Source organism: Arthrobacter sp. B1I2 (assembly GCF_030816485.1).
GTDB lineage: Bacteria > Actinomycetota > Actinomycetes > Actinomycetales > Micrococcaceae > Arthrobacter.
Genome location: NZ_JAUSYC010000001.1, coordinates 1,008,025 through 1,024,068, shown reverse-complemented (window position 1 = coordinate 1,024,068; position 16,044 = coordinate 1,008,025). Strand labels below are relative to the sequence as shown.

At 65.2% G+C, this 16,044-nt stretch carries 21 protein-coding genes and 1 tRNA gene; 8 read left to right on the top strand and 14 right to left on the bottom strand.

The features are described 5' to 3' along the window. Window position 1 precedes the first annotated feature (1 nt). Together QFZ57_RS04830 and QFZ57_RS04825 are read right to left on the bottom strand one after the other, a co-directional pair. Entirely contained in the window at window positions 2-484 is a 483-nt protein-coding gene (locus QFZ57_RS04830) for an FHA domain-containing protein FhaB/FipA (protein ID WP_306629313.1), read from the bottom strand. Next, the gene (locus QFZ57_RS04825) at window positions 481-1,221 is read right to left on the bottom strand and encodes an FhaA domain-containing protein (protein ID WP_306898395.1); all 741 of its coding nucleotides are present in this window, start codon (window positions 1,219-1,221) and stop codon (window positions 481-483) included. The genes QFZ57_RS04830 and QFZ57_RS04825 overlap by 4 nt, the downstream gene beginning before the upstream one ends. A 396-nt stretch (window positions 1,222-1,617) precedes the next feature. On the opposite strand from QFZ57_RS04825, the gene QFZ57_RS04820 reads away from it, so the two are divergent. Next, window positions 1,618-1,700 (top strand) — tRNA-Leu (locus QFZ57_RS04820). A gap of 118 nt (window positions 1,701-1,818) precedes the next feature. On the opposite strand, the gene QFZ57_RS04815 is transcribed toward QFZ57_RS04820, so the two are convergent. The 5 genes from QFZ57_RS04815 to QFZ57_RS04795 all read right to left on the bottom strand — a co-directional run bounded on the left by QFZ57_RS04815 (window position 1,819) and on the right by QFZ57_RS04795 (window position 5,661). Next, entirely contained in the window at window positions 1,819-2,523 is a 705-nt protein-coding gene (locus QFZ57_RS04815) for a FadR/GntR family transcriptional regulator (protein WP_306898393.1), read from the bottom strand. Window positions 2,524-2,532: 9 nt separating this feature from the next. Next, window positions 2,533-3,660 (bottom strand): L-talarate/galactarate dehydratase, encoded by a 1,128-nt coding sequence (locus tag QFZ57_RS04810; RefSeq protein WP_306898391.1) that lies wholly within the window; start codon window positions 3,658-3,660, stop codon window positions 2,533-2,535. Window positions 3,661-3,727: 67 nt separating this feature from the next. Then, the gene (locus QFZ57_RS04805; protein WP_306898389.1) at window positions 3,728-4,081 is read right to left on the bottom strand and encodes an antibiotic biosynthesis monooxygenase family protein; all 354 of its coding nucleotides are present in this window, start codon (window positions 4,079-4,081) and stop codon (window positions 3,728-3,730) included. Window positions 4,082-4,107: 26 nt separating this feature from the next. After that, window positions 4,108-4,806 (bottom strand): SDR family oxidoreductase, encoded by a 699-nt coding sequence (locus tag QFZ57_RS04800; protein WP_306898388.1) that lies wholly within the window; start codon window positions 4,804-4,806, stop codon window positions 4,108-4,110. Between the two features lie 39 nt (window positions 4,807-4,845). Further along, on the bottom strand, window positions 4,846-5,661 hold the full coding sequence (locus tag QFZ57_RS04795) for an oxidoreductase (protein WP_306898386.1): 816 nt from the start codon (window positions 5,659-5,661) through the stop codon (window positions 4,846-4,848). 142 nt (window positions 5,662-5,803) lie between these two features. On the opposite strand from QFZ57_RS04795, the gene QFZ57_RS04790 reads away from it, so the two are divergent. Both QFZ57_RS04790 and QFZ57_RS04785 read left to right on the top strand, forming a co-directional pair. After that, entirely contained in the window at window positions 5,804-6,376 is a 573-nt protein-coding gene (locus QFZ57_RS04790) for a TetR/AcrR family transcriptional regulator (protein WP_306629306.1), read from the top strand. Window positions 6,377-6,427: 51 nt separating this feature from the next. Continuing rightward, complete coding sequence (locus tag QFZ57_RS04785) at window positions 6,428-7,036, top strand: DUF1349 domain-containing protein (protein ID WP_306898384.1); 609 nt, start codon at window positions 6,428-6,430, stop codon at window positions 7,034-7,036. Between the two features lie 130 nt (window positions 7,037-7,166). Here QFZ57_RS04785 and QFZ57_RS04780 read toward each other — a convergent pair whose 3' ends face one another. Beyond that, window positions 7,167-7,871 (bottom strand): TetR/AcrR family transcriptional regulator, encoded by a 705-nt coding sequence (locus QFZ57_RS04780; protein ID WP_373461297.1) that lies wholly within the window; start codon window positions 7,869-7,871, stop codon window positions 7,167-7,169. A gap of 139 nt (window positions 7,872-8,010) precedes the next feature. On the opposite strand from QFZ57_RS04780, the gene QFZ57_RS04775 reads away from it, so the two are divergent. Next, entirely contained in the window at window positions 8,011-9,396 is a 1,386-nt protein-coding gene (locus QFZ57_RS04775) for a flavin monoamine oxidase family protein (protein ID WP_306898380.1), read from the top strand. Between the two features lie 92 nt (window positions 9,397-9,488). Next, entirely contained in the window at window positions 9,489-9,971 is a 483-nt protein-coding gene (locus QFZ57_RS04770; RefSeq protein WP_306629302.1) for a pyridoxamine 5'-phosphate oxidase family protein, read from the top strand. A gap of 41 nt (window positions 9,972-10,012) precedes the next feature. Here the strand turns inward: QFZ57_RS04770 and QFZ57_RS04765 are convergent, their stop codons facing one another. Next, a complete protein-coding gene (locus QFZ57_RS04765) occupies window positions 10,013-10,621 on the bottom strand; it encodes a DUF6919 domain-containing protein (protein ID WP_306898376.1) in 609 nt (202 codons plus the stop codon). 60 nt (window positions 10,622-10,681) lie between these two features. Beyond that, the gene (locus QFZ57_RS04760) at window positions 10,682-11,062 is read right to left on the bottom strand and encodes a hypothetical protein (protein ID WP_306898374.1); all 381 of its coding nucleotides are present in this window, start codon (window positions 11,060-11,062) and stop codon (window positions 10,682-10,684) included. 416 nt (window positions 11,063-11,478) lie between these two features. Between QFZ57_RS04760 and QFZ57_RS04755 the strand changes: the two genes are divergently transcribed. Further along, complete coding sequence (locus tag QFZ57_RS04755) at window positions 11,479-11,859, top strand: VOC family protein (protein WP_306898372.1); 381 nt, start codon at window positions 11,479-11,481, stop codon at window positions 11,857-11,859. An 87-nt stretch (window positions 11,860-11,946) separates the two neighbouring features. Here QFZ57_RS04755 and QFZ57_RS04750 read toward each other — a convergent pair whose 3' ends face one another. Next, window positions 11,947-12,351: a DUF5997 family protein gene (locus QFZ57_RS04750; RefSeq protein WP_306898370.1), complete on the bottom strand. Its 405-nt coding sequence runs from the start codon at window positions 12,349-12,351 to the stop codon at window positions 11,947-11,949. Here QFZ57_RS04750 and QFZ57_RS04745 point away from each other — a divergent pair. After that, window positions 12,314-13,135 (top strand): LysR family substrate-binding domain-containing protein, encoded by an 822-nt coding sequence (locus QFZ57_RS04745; RefSeq protein ID WP_306901533.1) that lies wholly within the window; start codon window positions 12,314-12,316, stop codon window positions 13,133-13,135. The genes QFZ57_RS04750 and QFZ57_RS04745 overlap by 38 nt on opposite strands. A gap of 101 nt (window positions 13,136-13,236) precedes the next feature. Here QFZ57_RS04745 and QFZ57_RS04740 read toward each other — a convergent pair whose 3' ends face one another. Genes QFZ57_RS04740 through QFZ57_RS04730 form a run of 3 tightly spaced genes read right to left on the bottom strand, consistent with a single transcriptional unit; the run spans window position 13,237 to window position 15,211 of the window. Further along, entirely contained in the window at window positions 13,237-13,899 is a 663-nt protein-coding gene (locus tag QFZ57_RS04740; RefSeq protein WP_306898368.1) for a DUF3618 domain-containing protein, read from the bottom strand. Next, on the bottom strand, window positions 13,896-14,327 hold the full coding sequence (locus QFZ57_RS04735) for a phage holin family protein (protein ID WP_306629297.1): 432 nt from the start codon (window positions 14,325-14,327) through the stop codon (window positions 13,896-13,898). Before QFZ57_RS04735 ends, QFZ57_RS04740 begins: the two co-directional genes overlap by 4 nt. Then, a complete protein-coding gene (locus tag QFZ57_RS04730) occupies window positions 14,327-15,211 on the bottom strand; it encodes a hypothetical protein (RefSeq protein WP_306898366.1) in 885 nt (294 codons plus the stop codon). Before QFZ57_RS04730 ends, QFZ57_RS04735 begins: the two co-directional genes overlap by 1 nt. A 275-nt stretch (window positions 15,212-15,486) precedes the next feature. Between QFZ57_RS04730 and QFZ57_RS04725 the strand changes: the two genes are divergently transcribed. Beyond that, window positions 15,487-16,026 (top strand): MarR family winged helix-turn-helix transcriptional regulator, encoded by a 540-nt coding sequence (locus tag QFZ57_RS04725; protein ID WP_306629295.1) that lies wholly within the window; start codon window positions 15,487-15,489, stop codon window positions 16,024-16,026. Window positions 16,027-16,044: the final 18 nt, after the last annotated feature.

Here is a 16,044-nt window from a genome sequence, read left to right as displayed (position 1 = left end):
GTTACGGCCTCAATTCAATGACCGTCTTGCCGATTCTCACGGGTACCCCTGGCTCGACAGGGAGGGCACGGGTAAGTTGCTGGTCTCCCAGGTAGGTTCCGTTAGTGGAGCCAAGATCTTCAATGAACCACCGGCTGCCCTGCGGGAAGAGCCTGGCGTGGCGGCCCGAAGCGTAATCGTCCTCCAGTACCAGGGTGGCTTCCTGGGCGCGGCCCAGCAGGATGGGGCTGGCCGCCAGTGGCAGGGTCCTGCCCTTGAGCGGGCCTTCGACGACTACCAGTTGCCGGGCCTGCTGCTTTACGGGCTGCGGCGGCGCCTCGGCCAATTCCGGGTTCCGGCGGACCTGGCGGGCCGTGGGCGCGCCGGCGGCGGCCTTCCGGCCCAACATGAGGTCGCGGCGCATGGCGGAGACGATGCTGAAGATGAGTACCCAGAGGAGCAGCAGGAAGCCGAACCGCAGCGCGGTGATGGTCAGGTCGCTCATGCGCGGCCACCCGGGTTGGCAGGAAGCAGGCGGAAGATGATCTTTGTCCGTCCCATCGTGATGGTGGAGCCGTCTGTGAGTTCGGTGCTTCCGGAGACCTTCTGGCCGTTGACGTAGCTGCCGTTGGTGGACCCCAGGTCCACGGCGCTGGTGACGCCGTTGGCCGTGCGGATTTCCAGGTGCCGCCGCGATACGCCCGTATCTTCGATGTGGATGTCTGCTTCGGATGACCGGCCCAGGACGATGGACGGGGCGTTCAGCGAATAGCGCTGGCCGTCTATGTCCAATGCGGGCTGCAGCCTCACAGGGGGCCGGCTCGGTGCTGCCGGAACGTTGGACCTGGGCGGAGTACCGCCGGCGCCCTGGGACTTTTCGGTGGAGGAAGCAATCTCAAAATCACCGGCGCGAAGCTCGGCGTCCCGGCGGAAGGAAATCCGGACCGGGCCCTGGAGGATATAGCCCTGGCTCCGGACGTGGTTGATGACGACGTCGCAGAGTTCTTCGGCCAGCGGCGTGCCCCACTCCTGTGCGCGTCCGAAGTCGTCGTCACTGAGCTGGACGTCGAAGACGTTGGGCACAAGTGTCCGTCCGGCCGCGACGGTGATGGCTTTGTGGTCCACTTCCCGGCGGAGCCTGCTGGCGATCTCCACAGGTTCAACCTGGGCTTTGGAACCGGTGGAGAAGACACCGCGGACGGCCTTTTCGATGCCACGTTCAACCTTGTCCAGCAGACCCATGGTTCTTCTCCTTTCCCCCCGGCTCCGGGGCAGTAGTTGTTGCTGACCAGCACGTGCAGTGCGGTCCGCAACTGCGCGGTATGCGCGCCGGCAGCGGCCACTCCTACACCCGATACTACTGTCCAGCCCTGCACATGACCTTAATCCACAACGGCCGGGCGCCGGCAAAAGTTCAGATGCGTGACCCTTCGGGCCCTCCGCCGCGCTGGCTTTCGGCGGCTCCGGCCGTCCGTCTTTGGCTGGTTCTGCTGGGGTTTTATCCTGCCCGGAAACGGGGTGCGGGAGGGGCAGCAGCGGCCAATTGGTAATTTGCGGCATCTGTCCGTTATGCTTGATCTCGCTGCTTTTACGAGGCGCGGATGCGGGAAACCTGTCCGGCTGAGTGGAAGAAGTTGCGCGCGAGTGGCGGAACGGCAGACGCGCTGGCTTCAGGTGCCAGTGTCCGAAAGGGCGTGGGGGTTCAAATCCCCCCTCGCGCACGCAGATGAAAGAGCCCCGGTCTTGGACCGGGGCTCTTTTGCGTTCTGCTCCCTTCATGGTCTTGTTCGCAAATCCGGCCCTAAACCGTTCGGATCCGCGGACAAGCCCGGGAAGCGCCTAACTGGACGGGCGCGCCGAAGCCTTGAACCGGCGTCGTGAATTGGCAAGGTGGCTGCGCATGGCGGCGGATGCGGCAGCCTCGTCACCCTCGGCGATGGCGTCCATGATGGACCGGTGTTCCTGCACCACCTGGTCGAAATGGTCCCGGGCATAGTGTTCGACGCCGGTCATCAGGCGGGTGCGCGGCATGGCAATCATGGTCTGGCCGAGGGCTGCCAGGCAATCGGAGTAATAGGGGTTGCCGGATGCTGCCGCTACGGCCCGGTGGAACTCGAAATCCGACTTCATGGCATGCGCCGGGTGGCCGGCGCTTTCGGTGAAGGCTTCCAGCGCAGTGCCCACGGCCCGCAGCTGCCTGTCGGTGCGGTTCCGCGCCGCCAGCGCCGCCGCCTCCGTTTCCACGCCCAGGCGGAACGCCAGAAGCTGCAGCCTGTCCTCGGTGGTGGCCACAGGACGGGCACCCGGCACTGCCTGGGCCCCGTCCGTGGGGGGAGTGAGGGCGAAGCTGCCGCGGCCGCGTTCGGTCTCGACGAGTCCCTCGGCCTGGAGCCGGGTGAGGGCTGCCCGCACCACGGTACGGCTGACGCCAAAGTCGCTGATCAGCGTGTTCTCGCTGGGCAGTTTCTCGCCCGGCTGGATCACGCCGTCGACAATGCGGTTGCGAAGGTCAGCGGCGAGGTCCGCGGTGAGGTTCCGGCTCATGGCACAAGATTACGCGCCGAACTCCACACTCTCCGTGGTCCAGGCGCGGGCCTGGTCGCTGAGGGTAACGCCCAGGCCGGGGCGGTCCGGAACGATCATCCGGCCGTCCTTGGTTTCGAGGCGCTCGTTGAACAGGGGGTCCAACCAGTCGAAGTGTTCCACCCAGGGCTCGCGCGGGTAGGCAGCGGCCAGGTGGAGGTGGATTTCCATGGCGAAGTGCGGGGCCAAACCCAGCCCCCGTTCGTCCGCAAGGGCCGCGAGGCGGAGGAACTGGGTGATGCCCCCCACGCGCGGGGCGTCCGGCTGGATGATGTCACAGCCATTCGCGGCGATGAGGCCCTTGTGCTCTGCGACCGAGGCAAGCATCTCCCCGGTGGCGATGGGGGTGTCCAGGACCTGCGCCAGGTGGGCGTGGCCCTCGAAGTCGTAGGCATCGAGCGGTTCCTCGATCCAGACGAGGTCGAACTCCTCCAGGCGGCGGCCCATCCGGAGTGCGGTGGCCCGGTCCCACTGCTGGTTGGCATCGACCATGAGCGGAACGTCCCAGCCGATGTGTTCCCTAATGCCCGCGACGCGGCGCAGGTCCTCCTTGCTGTCCGGGAGGCCCACCTTGATCTTGATGCCGCCGATACCCTCTTCGATGGACTGCGTGGCACGTGCCTTTACCTCCTCGAGGGTGGCGTTCAGGAAACCGCCGGAGGTGTTGTAGGTCCGCACTGAGTCGCGGTAGGAACCCAGGAACTTTGCCAGCGGCAGTCCCGCGCGCTTGGCCTTGAGGTCGTACAAAGCGATGTCGACGGCGGCGAGGGCCTGGGTGGCGACGCCGGAGCGGCCCACCGAGGCACCCGCCCAGAGCAGCTTGGTGTAGATCTTTGCGATGTCATTGGGGTCTTCGCCGATGAGGCCCTCGGCAACCTCTTTGGCGTGCGCGTACTGGGCGGGACCGCCGGCGCGCTTGGAGTAGCTGAAGCCGATGCCCGAGTGGCCCAGTTCCGTGGTGATTTCGGCGAACAGGAACACCACCTCGGTCATGGGCTTCTGCCGGCCGGTAAAGACTTTGGCATCGCTGATGGGGACAACGAGGGGAAGGCGGGCAGTGGACAGCTTGACGTGCCGGATCAGATCGACGGTGCTCATGGATTCTCCTAAAGGCGGGGCTGGGCGCCATCGCCCACAGCCTTAGGATATAAGTACAGAACTTGTATTACAAGTATTCGTCCTGATGCCGCTGGGGTCCTATCCGGATATGTTCCGCCACTGCTCCCTGGTAGGTGTTGCGGACGCTGAAGTGCCGTGATGACGGGGGCCCAGTGATGATTTCGGCCACGCGGGTTTTACCCTCCGGTGACTGCCGCCAGGCTGTGTAGGCATCCAGATCGGCCTGCGTGGCCCAGCGGGACACGACGATCAGGCGGCCGGGGTTGTGGGTGTCCTGCAGGACTTCGGTGCTTTGGTTGCCGGGGAATGCCGCCGTGTTGGGCAGGTCAAGGTCGAAGATTGCGTCGAGGTTGGCCGCGGCCGGATCGACCGTGATTTCCAGGGTGGAGATAAAGCTCATGGTGGTGTCCTTTCCGAGTGCTGCGGCTAGTTGCCGCTGACGGCCGAGAGGAGGGAGGCGATGGGAAGGCCCAGTCCGGAACGGACCTGGCGGGTGGTTTCATCGGCGAGGACTTCGTCGTGGTTGGCTCCGAGTCCGTCGAGGATCGCCTTCACGACATCGGCGGGGTCGTTCATTTCCACATCCATCCCTTCTGTCATGGGGGTGCGGGTGTAGGCGAGGTAGGCTCCCAGGACGTGTACGCCGCTGGGCGCGAGTTCCAGCCGGATGGCGTTCGTGGCCGACCAGAGTGCCGCTTTGGAGGCACCGTAGGCGTCCAGGGGCAGCCAGCTGGCTATCGAGCCGACGTTGATGAGCCCTCCCTTGGCTGCCCGGAGGGCAGGGGCGAAGGCGCGCGTTACCGCCAGGGGTGCAAAGAAATTCGTTTCCATGGTGGCCCGGATGTCGTCGAAGGACCCCTCCACCAGGGACCCATGCCGGACGATCCCGGCGTTATTGACGACGACGGTAACGTCCGGTGCTGCGGCTGCCGCTGCGGCAACGGAGTTGGGATCCGTGACATCCAGGGTCAGCGGTACGACCCGGGGGTCGTTCCACTCCGTGGTGCTGCGTGCTGCGGCGTAGACGCGGGTTGCCCCGCGTTCCAGTGCCTGGGCGACGAACTCTTTGCCCAGTCCGCCGTTGGCGCCGGTGACGAGGACGACTGAAGTTTCGATGTTGACCATGTGCTGATTTCCTTTGGTTTGGCTGACGCTCGGGTTTTCTTAGGCGGGAAGGTGGTTGAGTTTGCGGAGCTGGCCGTCAAAGACAGATGCGGGGACGTACCGGCGGAGCAGGCCGGCCTGGCTGACGCGGGCGCCTGCCGCATAACGGACTTTGGGGTTGGTGGCCTGGGCGGCGGTGACGACAGCGTCCGCCACAACACTTGCCGGGTAGCCGTCCTTCACTGCGCCGGTCATGTATTCCTCGAAGACGGCGCGTTGCCTGGCGTAGGCGGCCAGGGGCTGGTCGCCTTTCAGGTTGTTGTTGTCGAAATCGGTATTGGTCCACGCCGGCTCCACGAGGACGGCGCGGATGCCGTGTTCACGGAGTTCGTGGTCCAGGGACTCGGTATAGCCTTCCACCGCGTGCTTCGAGGCGGCGTAGGTGGCCATGTAGGGCTGCGGAATGAAGCCCACGATCGATGACATGTTGATGATGCGTCCTGTCTTCCGGGCGCGCATATGCGGCAAAACCGCCTTGGTCATCCGCATGACGCCAAAGACGTTGATGTCGAAAACGCGGCGGTCCTGGTCCAGGGAGCTTTCCTCTGCTGCGCCGGAGGAGCCGACGCCGGCGTTATTCACCAGGACGTCGATCTTTCCGAACCGGTTAAGGACGTCCCGCACTGCTGCGGCCACCGAGTCATCGCTGGTGACGTCCAGGTCGATGAAGGTGACGCCCTGGACCGGGGAAGCCGCGGCCGCCGAACGGCTGGTGCCAACAACATCGAATCCCGCGGCGGCCAGGGCGGTGGCGGTGGCCTTCCCGATTCCCGATGATGCTCCGGTAACGAGGGCTACTTGGCGTTCCGTAGTCATTGCTTTCTCCTGCCTGCTGATTGCTTTCGTATCACCAGTGTATCTATTCGGCGTACAAGTGCAACACATTTGTCTCGGTTACTTGTTGAATGGCTGCCATTCGGTAGCAGTTAGGATTGGGTGACGGTAAAGAGGAGGCAGCGTGGGAAGACCACTAAGGGCAGACGCCGAGCGGACGGTGCGGGCCATCGTTGAGGCTGCCGAACAGGTCCTGAGCCGGGACCCGGGTGCGTCCATGGAACAGATCGGTGATGCCGCGGGAGTTGCACGCACAACCGTCCACCGCCGGTTCACCAGCAGGCAGGCCCTTATCGATGCTTTAGCCATTTCGGCGAAGCAGCAGCTTGCTGAGGCAGTAGAGGAGAGCCGGCCGGACACCTCACCGCCGCTCGTGGCGCTCTACCGGGTGACAGCCAATGTGCTTAAAACCAAGAACGCCTGGAAATATACCCTCGGCAGCCACGCCGAGGACACCAGTGCAGCAGCGGATATCTGGGACCAAATCAATGCCCGCACCCTCGATCTGATGTCCAGGGCACAGCGGGAAGGTCTCCTGGACCCGTCCGCGGATCTTCAATGGACCCGCCAGGTTTACTACGCACTCATGAGCGAGGCCCTCCAGAGACCCCCAGGTCCGGACGGCGTGGACACGGACACCCTCGCCGAACTCGTGGTGGACACCCTTCTCTACGGCGCCGGCAAGCGGACAGCCTGAGCCTGGGTTGCCCCGCCAACAAATTGCCTTCACCGAACATAGGAGCCAAAGATGCCAGAGGAATACTCAGTGGACTGGTCTGCCGGCGAATGGACCAATCCACCGGGCGAGGTGCACCGGAAGGGCACCGACCTGGTGGTCAAGGCGGAGCAGGGCAGCGATGCATGGCGGCACACGTCCTACGGGTTTGTAGCCGCAACTGAACACGCACTGGTTGCCCCCTTCAAACCCGGCACCGCCATCGAGGTGGAGTTCACCGCTCCGCTGCTTGAGCAGTTTGACCAGGCAGGACTGTTCATCCGCGCCTCGGACGAACACTGGGTCAAGGCCGGCCTCGAATTCGCGGACGGCCAGGTGCAGGCAGGAGCCGTGGTCACAAACATCAAATCCGACTGGTCCTCGGCGCCGCACCAGCAATGGCAGAACAAGCGTGTAGTGATTCGCGCCAGCTGGACCGGCGACGCACTGACCGTTCGTGCAGGCCTTGCCCGGGAGCCCCTGGAACTCGTCCGGGTGGCCCCCTTTTCCTCTGATGGTTCCGTCAGCGCCGGGCCCTACGCGGCCTCGCCCACCAAAGCAGGCTTCGAGGTGACTTTCCACAGCTGGCGGATCACTGCAGCAGACGGATCGCTGCACCCCGCTGACGCTGCCCTCTCTTGAACATCCTTCCCTCGGGATGTGCAGCGATCGGTGATAGTGACCCGCGCAAAAGAAAGCGGCACGGACGTCAAGTCCGTGCCGCCTTTCCTTTTGGCTTGTTTGGATGAGTGACCGCTTAGGGTGAGAGTCCTCAGCTTCGCAGCGCACCCAGTCCCGAGATCAGCGCCTCAAGCCCGAGTTCGAAGGCGGTGTCGGCGGCCCGGCCCAGCCTCCCACCGGATGCAGCCGGCGCGGAGGTGCTCCGCACGGCAGCCGTGAAGTAAGGGGTGGACTCCGCCATCGATCCCGAGTCGAAGATGTCCTCCGGGGCGGTGACGTCGTAGGCCGAGCCAAAGATAAACGACTCCAAAGCCACAATGGCGGAGACGATGCGTTCCTGCGGGAACCCGGCGTCCAGGAATCCCTTGCTTACGGTTTCATACATGGCCAGGGTCTGCGGTGCGTCCGTGACCGGCAGGACAGCGATGACCGGAATCAGCGGGGTGTGTTCGGCAAAGACGTCCCGGTAGCTCCAGGCCCACGTGCGGACGGCGTCCTCCCAGCTGCCGCTACCGAAACCCGAGACGTCCACCAGGGACATCAGGTGGTCCTCCACCAGGAGCAGGACGTCCTGCTTTGACGCCACGTGGTTATAGAGGGCTGAGGGTGCCACGTCGAGGACCTTCGCGAGGGCGGCCATGGTCAGTCCGTCGTAGCCCTTGCGGCTGACCAGTTCCAGTGCGGCCGCCGTTATCCCCGGCTTGTCCAGCACGGCAGCCGACGGACGGCCCGCCCGCCTTCTCGGTGCGCCACCTTTACTCACGGAGCGTCCCTTTGCGGCTGATACTGCCGGCATCACTGCCCTTTCGTTGGTGGTCTCCAGCATTATTCCATCCGACACTTCCCGTACCAGCGGCAAGGAGCTATAGTTCTAATAAATGAATGCCATTCATTTAGTGCTCCCCGTCGCAGGAGGGAGCTCAAGAGAGGACACAATGCTGAACCTGAACCGCGACGTCGTTGTCGTTGGAGCCGGTCCCTCCGGATTGACCGCAGCCCGTGAGCTGAAGAAGGCCGGCCTCACCGTGGCCGTGCTTGAGGCACGTGACCGCGTGGGCGGCCGCACCTGGACCGATACCGTAGACGGCGCCATGCTGGAAATCGGCGGCCAGTGGGTCTCCCCGGACCAGACCGTACTCATGGACCTCCTCCAGGAACTGAACCTGGAGACCTACCCTCGCTACCGGGAAGGCGAGTCCATGTACATCGGCAAGGACGGCATTCCCGTCCGCTACACGGGCGACACCTTCCCCGTGGATCCGGACACCGAAGCCGAGATGAACAAGCTCATTACCCTGCTGGACGGACTCGCTGCCGAGATCGGCCCCACCGAACCCTGGGCCCACCCCAAGGCGCGCGAGCTGGACACCATCTCCTTCCACCACTGGCTGCGGGAGCACTCCGCCAACGAGGAAGCCTGCAACAACATCGGTCTCTTCATCGCAGGCGGCATGCTCACCAAGCCCGCCCACGCATTCTCCGCGCTGCAGGCGGTGCTGATGGCCGCGTCCGCGGGCTCCTTCAGCCACCTCACGGACGAGGACTTCATCCTGGACCGCCGCGTAGTGGGCGGCATGCAGCGGGTCTCCCTGCTCATAGCACAGGAGCTGGGGGACGACGTCGTTCTTAGCTCCCCGGTACGCACCATCAACTGGGAGACGGACCCCGATGGCGGCCACCGCGTCACTGTTGAGTCGGAGCGGGCCACCGTCAGCGCCCGGTTCGTGATCATGGCCGTGCCGCCCAACCTGTACTCCCGCGTCTCGTTCAACCCGCCCCTGCCGCGCCGCCAGCACCAGATGCACCAGCACCAGTCCCTGGGCCTGGTCATCAAGGTCCACGCCGTCTACAGCCGGCCGTTCTGGCGGAATTCCGGCCTGTCCGGCACCTGCTTCGGCGCCGGTTCCGTGGTCCAGGAGGTTTACGACAACACCAACTTTGGCGACACCCGCGGGACACTGGTGGGCTTTATCTCGGATGAAAAGGCCGACGCCGTCTTCGAGCTGGGTGCCGACGAACGCAAGCGCACCGTCCTGGAATCCATCGCTGGCTTCCTCGGCGCCGAGGCGCTGGAGCCGGAGGTCTACTACGAGTCCGACTGGGGCTCGGAGGAATGGACCCGCGGCGCCTACGCCTCCAGCTACGACCTGGGCGGCCTCCACCGCTACGGCAAAGACCAGCACGCCCCGGTGGGACCGATCTACTGGTCCTCCTCAGACCTGGCCGCCGAAGGCTACCAGCACGTGGACGGCGCCATCCGGATGGGCCAGCGCACGGCGGCCAGCATCTGCGAAGCAGCAAAGGTGACCGTCCCGGCCTGAAGCAGGGGAGTACGCCGGGTGGATTCTAAGCATGCTTACCAATAGGCTGGGCGATGGGGAGCGTCCCCGCATGCAGACGAACGAGGTGAGACATGACTGACACCGAGAGCATCAGCAAGGTTACGGACATCATCAACCATTCCCACATCGGAATGTTGACCACCATCAACGAAGAAGGCGCGCTCGTCAGCCGCCCGCTGGCCGTCCAGGATGTTAAGGACGACGGCGACATGTGGTTCTTCACAGGTCTTGGCACCTCCCAGGTTGCGCATGTCCGGGCTGACCCGCGTGTGAACGTTTCGTTTGGCAAGAACACCGAGTGGGTCTCGGTGGCCGGCACCGCGGAAGTGGTGACCGACAGGGAAAAGATCCGTGAGATGTGGAACCAGGCTGTGGAGGCGTGGTTCCCGGACGGTCCGGACACCCCGGAGGTGTGCCTGCTCCGCATCGACTCGGACTCCGCTGAATACTGGACCAGCCCCGGCGGGACCGCCGCCACCGTGTTCCAGTGGGTCAAATCCAAGGTCACCAACAGCCGGATGAGCGTGGGCGAAAGCGGCACGGTGGAGCTGTAGTTCGTTGCAGTTGTAGCGGGATATCGAACGGGGCGGGGCGGCTAAAGCTGCTCCGCCCCTTTGAGCGCCGCAAGGACTGCCGGCAATAGCACGTCATTGCGGCCCCACACCGGGTCCAGGATCTCCACGTACCAGGAGTCCGCAAGCAGCAGGGCCAGGGCATCGTTGGTCTCTTCCGCCCAGTCCTGGATCTGTGCCTCCTCCACGGGATTTTCGCTGGAACCGAGCACTGTGGTGATCTCCGGCCCGGCCAGCGTCACCGGGATGGCGGCGTTGCTGGACTCACCCGGGGCATGGGCAACGGTCACCAGCTCGGTGCGGGTGGACAGCGCCAGCAGGCCGCGTGCGGTGGCGGCGCTGCAGAAGCCTGTGACGTACTGGCGCTGTGCCGCACTGTCAGCAAGTATGCCCGGCTGGGATTCCTTGGTGAACAGTCCGTTCCGGTTCAGCTCGGCCAAGGTCGCGGCGATGGGGTGGGTCTCGTCGTCGAAGCCGGCGGCAAAGTGCCCCGGCTGGTACGAACTACCGCCTTCCAGCCAGCGGGCCGTCAGTTCGCCGGCAGCCTCCAGGGTGGTGGCCTGCCGCCAGACTCCGCGGTCCTCCAGCAGCCGGCCGTACTCGTCGTGGACAGGCAGTTCCTCAGGCTTCATCTTCGGATGCTATCGCCGGGCCACCGCGCCGATCCAGCGCCGGCGACACAGCACTTAACCTCAGCCAGCCTGCTCCGCCCGAAATGCCGCCGGAATCCCGGCCGCCCGTTCCGCTGCCGCCAGCGATGCTGCCAGGCTTCCGACGGCGTCCGGGTACCCCTTGTGCGTGGCAGTCCGCAACTGGTCAGCGGTCCGCATGGCCTTGATCAGTGCGGACGTTTCCGGCAGCCGCACGTCGGTCAGTGCCGGGTAGTCGATGCTGCACGCCGGGTCCAGTTCATAGCGCTGCCACCGCCGCATGAGTTCGTCGTGCTGCATGAGTGCCGCCTGGTGGGCAGAAAGCCGCTGCCGCTGTTCGCGGCGGGCGGCGCGCCACGCCAGGAGCCGGGGGCTGCCACGGTAGGCGGCAATGCCTGAAGCGGCGGCCGCCGCGGCCAGCACCAGTCCCGCCCCAGGGCGAAACCAGGGCCGGGATCAACAACGCGGGAAGGGCCACGCAGGAACCCAGGAAGAGGTCCCAAAACAGCTGGTCCGGACCCTCCAGTGCGCTGCCTGTCGGTGCGCTGCCTGTGGGTGCCAGGGTCCGGCGTCGGACAACCAAAACGGTGGCGGCCACGCTGCCAACCAGTACGGGACCGCACAGCAGGACCGCCCACGCACCTTGAAACAGTCCCTGCATCAAGGACTCCGCCACGACTGACATCCTGCACCTCCAGCATCCAATGGAAGGACCAGTCCGGCCGGTTAACCCGGTCTGGTCCTTCCATTGGACCGTCTTCCGGGCACAGCGTCAATGGCGATAAAAAGAGGGAAGCAGGCACTGCAAACCGTGAGGGCCTGAGCGGTACCGTGGGACCATGCGACTGAAAATGTGCAGCCTCCACGTCCAGGATCCCGCCGCCGCCCACGCTTTCTATACGGGAACGCTGGGCTTCGACACGCTCATGGCCATGCCGGAGCACAACCTTTACATCATCAAGGATCCGGGGGCGGACGACTCATCAGTTGGCCTTCTCCTGGAGCCCAGCGACAACCCGATCGGCGCGAACTACATGAACGCCGTGCGGGAGGCGGGCCTTCCGGCAATCGTCTTTGGGGTCCCCGACGTGCAGGCGGAGTACGACAGGCTGGTGGCCGCAGGGGTCAGCTTCAAGACTCCGCCCGCCATGGATCCGTTCGGGACCAGCGCCGTGTTCGACGACGGCTGCGGCAACTTTGTCCAGATCCACCAGGACTGACGGGCCGGACAGAACAGAGGCTTGTTCGCAGGTCCGCACCTTCAAGGACGGAACCTGCGAACAAGCCTCTGATAGTCGCTGGTGAAGCTACTTCGCCTGGGCGCGGTCCTTCTTGGCTTGCTTCTTCGCGGCCTCTTCCTTGACCCGCTGGGCTTCCGCGCGCACCGCGGCGTGCGTGGCGCGTTCGGTGACCAGCCACTGCGGCGGAGCCTGCAGCAGCGCGGTGATTTCCGCCGTCGTGAGGGCTTCCTCCACGCCGCCGCGGGCCAGGCCGCTGACAGAGACGTTCAGCTTCTGGGCAACCACGGGCCGGGGGTGCGGGCCGTTGCGGCGCAGCTCGGCGAGCCATTCCGGCGGGTTGGCCTGGAGCTCAGCGAAAGCCTCGCGGGTGATGGTTGAATCCTGGAACTCCTGCGGCGTAGCAGGCAGGTAGATGCCAAGTTTCTTGGCAACGGTGGCCGGCTTCATGGACTGGGAGTTTGCAGAGGTCATGCTTCAAGGGTATCCGGGCGGCGGGTACTGTGAAGACGTGCCTGCCGACAATACCCCCACACCTGATGCCCAAGCCGATCCGGATGAGGCGGCGCCCCGGGTGCTGCGCATCGCCTACGTGGCCGGGGCAACGCCGGGCAAGTGGATCCGCCGCTGGGAAGAGCGCATGCCGCATATTCCCCTTCAGGCATTTATGGTCGACGACGGCGGCCAGCTCGAGGCGCTGCGGGAGGGCAAGGCGGACATAGGCTTCGTCCGCCTTCCCGTAGAGCGCGAGGGGCTCAGCGTCATTCCCCTCTACGAGGAACAGCCGGTGGTGGTGGCGCCGAAGGGCCACGAGATTTCGGTTTTCGAGGAGGTAGCCCTCGCTGACCTGGCGCAGGAATCGTTCCTCGATGTTGCCGCCCTGGGCGGCCCGGAAACCGCGCTCCAGGTGGTTGCTGCCGGCACCGGTCTGGTGATCCTCCCCATGTCGGTGGCCCGCCACTTCAACGTCAAAGACACGGTGGCGCGCAGGCTCGCCGGCGCGGATGGAACCGAAATTGCATTGGCCTGGCCCACGGACGCCACGGATGAGGTGCTGGAGGAATTCATCGGCATCGTGCGCGGCCGCACTGCCCAAAGCTCACGCCAGCCTTCGGCCCAGCCGGAGAAGGTGAAGAAGGAACCCAAGCCGGACCGCCGGGGCACGGGAGCCAGGAAGGCGCCCAAGGTGGCCCAGCGTTACGCGCCGAACCCGGACAAGGGCCGCGGCCGGGGTTCACGCAAGAAGGGTAAACGCTAGCGGGTTCTGCGGGTTGGCATTTATAGCCCAGTGCAGCAGCAAAGCCGGTCCGCAGGGTGCGGAGCCGGCTTTGCTCTAGTCCTTGGGTTTATGCCCTCGGGCTAGGTGTTTTGGACGTTGTCTTTGGCGTCTGTGGCGCGGTCTTTGACGTCGGTGGCGGCTTGCTGGCCTTCGGTCTTGACGTTTTGGGCGGCGTCGGTGGCGGTGGCCTTGACGTTTTCCATGGCTTCCTGGGCTGGTTCCTTGAGGTCCTGGGCCATGGTTTTCGCGGCGTCGGTGACCTGGGTGGCCAGGGGCTGGGCTGCGGTTTTGAGCTGGTCCGCGGCTTCGCGTTCCTTCTGGCTCGGCGGGATCAGTGAGGAGACCAGCAGTCCGGCGCCGAACGCGATCAGCCCGGCGGCCAGAGGGTTGCCCTGGGTTTTGGCTTTGACCTGGTCCGGGGCGGCGGAGACGGCCTGGCCGGCGTCGGAGAGTCTGGCCGAGACGGTGTCCCCGGCCTGGTGCAGGCTGTCCCCGGCGGAGTGCATGGCGTTGGTGGTGTTCCCGGCACCGGTGCTGGTGGTGTCGTGGACCTTGGTGGTGGCGGTGTCTGCTGCTCCCATGATTTTCTCCTTCACCCCGCTCACGGCGCCCTTCACTTTGTCGGTTTGGCGGTGGACGATGTTGGACGGGGTGACCTTGTCGGCCACGGCGTCCACGTTGGTGCCCAGGCGTGCCCGGGTGGCTTCTATGTCTGCGCGGATGACGTCAGGGTTTTCGCTCATCGGTTTACCTCACCTGGTTTTAGGGTTGGGGGAATTTCTGAGAGGGTTTCGCCTGTTTGGGGCATGCCCTTGATCTGCTTGAGTTCCTTGCGGCCCATGGAGGCCAGGACCGCGGCGATGATGCCCCAGATCACGGCGACGATCAGCGCGGACCAGCCCAGGGGCATGATGGCGCCCAGGGCCCACATTAGGGCCAGGGACAGGAAGAGCAGGACGAAGTGTCCGCCGACGCCGGCGCCGGCGAGCATGCCGGCGCCTTTGCCTGCGCGGGAAGTGGTTTGTTTCAGTTCGGCCTTGGCCAGTTCCACTTCCTGGCGCATCAGGGTGGACAGGTCCCGGGTCACGTCACCGAGCAACTCACCCAGGGACGCGTTGTCCGCTTTCACATGCGCCTCACTGGGCGGCATCTCGGGAATCTGGCTACTCATCACAAACCACCCGTCTGGCCGTGACGGCCAGTCCCGGAGGTGCCTTCCGTGCCGAACTCCTCGTCACCGCTGTACACGCCGTTTTCCGCCCGGTAGGGGTCGTCCTCGAATCGAAGCGGGGAGTCCTGGGCCGTACCCGAGGGCAGGGTGCTGGTGGACACCGGGGTTGCGCTGCCCACCGTCGGCTCACTAAAGAGGTCATCGGTACCGGCGGCGTATACGGTCTCCTGGTGCAGCGGTGCTGCCGGCGGAGACTGCACGGCGCGGCGCTGGCCCGTTGCCTGGACCTGCCCCTGGGACTCGGGGGCGCCTGCGGTGAGGCCGCGGGTGAGTCGTCCGGCCAGGACGCCGGCGCCGGCGGCGAGGAGCAGGAACGTTCCGGGACGGTTGCGGGCGAACCGCTGGACCTCGTTCAGGAGGTCACCCGGCTCCCGGTTCTCCAGCCAGGACGCCATCGAGGAGGTCCGCTCGGCCGCCTGCCGGACGAGGTCCGAAGCCATGCCCTGCTGGTCCGGGGCACTGGCCATGCTCTGCAGCTGGCTCGAAATGCTGCGGATGCCCTCCGCTGCCTTCTGCTGCTGCGTGCCCGCCTGGCTGGTCAGTCCCGACCTGGCCTGGTGCAGGAGGTCCTGCGCGTTGGTTTTCGCCTCGTGGGCCACGTTCGCGGCCTCACTCTTGGCAGTTTGGGCAACGCCCTGGGCGGCAGACGCGGCCTCTCCGGCCACGTTGGAAGCCTCTTCCTTGGCCGCCTGGGTCTTGGACGCATCGCCCGAGTCAGCCGGGTAGGTGGCCTGCAGGGGGTCCACCTCCGTTGCGCCGTAGGGATCTGCTACGGCCGGGTCGGCGGCGGTACGCGGGGTCTGGGGCCATTGGTTCTCTGTCATCATCACTCTCTTCCAGAAAGGGTTGGCTGGCGATCAAGAACCAGCTGTGCTGGCAACTTAGTAAGCATGGTTACTAATTAGATACTAAGCACACTTTGTATTTCGAATGCAAGGGGGTAGCGCTTTACGGTTGGGGTTTCAGGGTGCCTGGGACGAGGTGATGCGGCGATGGGATAGTAAGCCTACTTGCGAATAGGTTGCTAAGCATGCTTATTGTAGGGGTGTAGCGACGCAGGGTGACCAGCACTTCGCCACCTACAGGAAGGCCGCGGCCGATGACCAGCAATCTCGATCCGGACGCCCGGAGCAGCTACCGCCTTATCACTTTGGCGGCACGGCTCATCCAGCGGCGGCAGGACGATGCACTGGCCCCCCTTGGCCTCACCCGTGCGGCAGTCATTGCACTGGAAGGCCTTACGGGGGGCCCACTGAACCAGGAACAGCTCGCCGACGCCATCAGGGTCCAAAGCCAGACATTGGGCCGGGTCCTTACCCGGCTTGAAAACACGGGACTGATTACCAGGACCCGCCACGCCTCGGACCGCCGGCAGCTGAAGGTGGAGCTCACGGATGCCGGTGCGGCTGCCGTCGAAGCCGCACGGCAGGCCGAGATCAGCGCCTATCCGGACGATCCGGACATCGCTTGGAAGGCGCTCCGGGAGGAGCTTACGAAGTTTGTCCGCGCCGTACCGCTCAGCCGTGACACCGGCGTTGTCCCGTTTGCCCCGCCCGAACACCGGGCCGGCCACGGGCACCGGTCGCAGGCCGGGCGGGCAGGCGGCCTGCGCGGGTGGGAGCAGCCGCGCCAGAACTGACGGTAACAACAAAGCAGT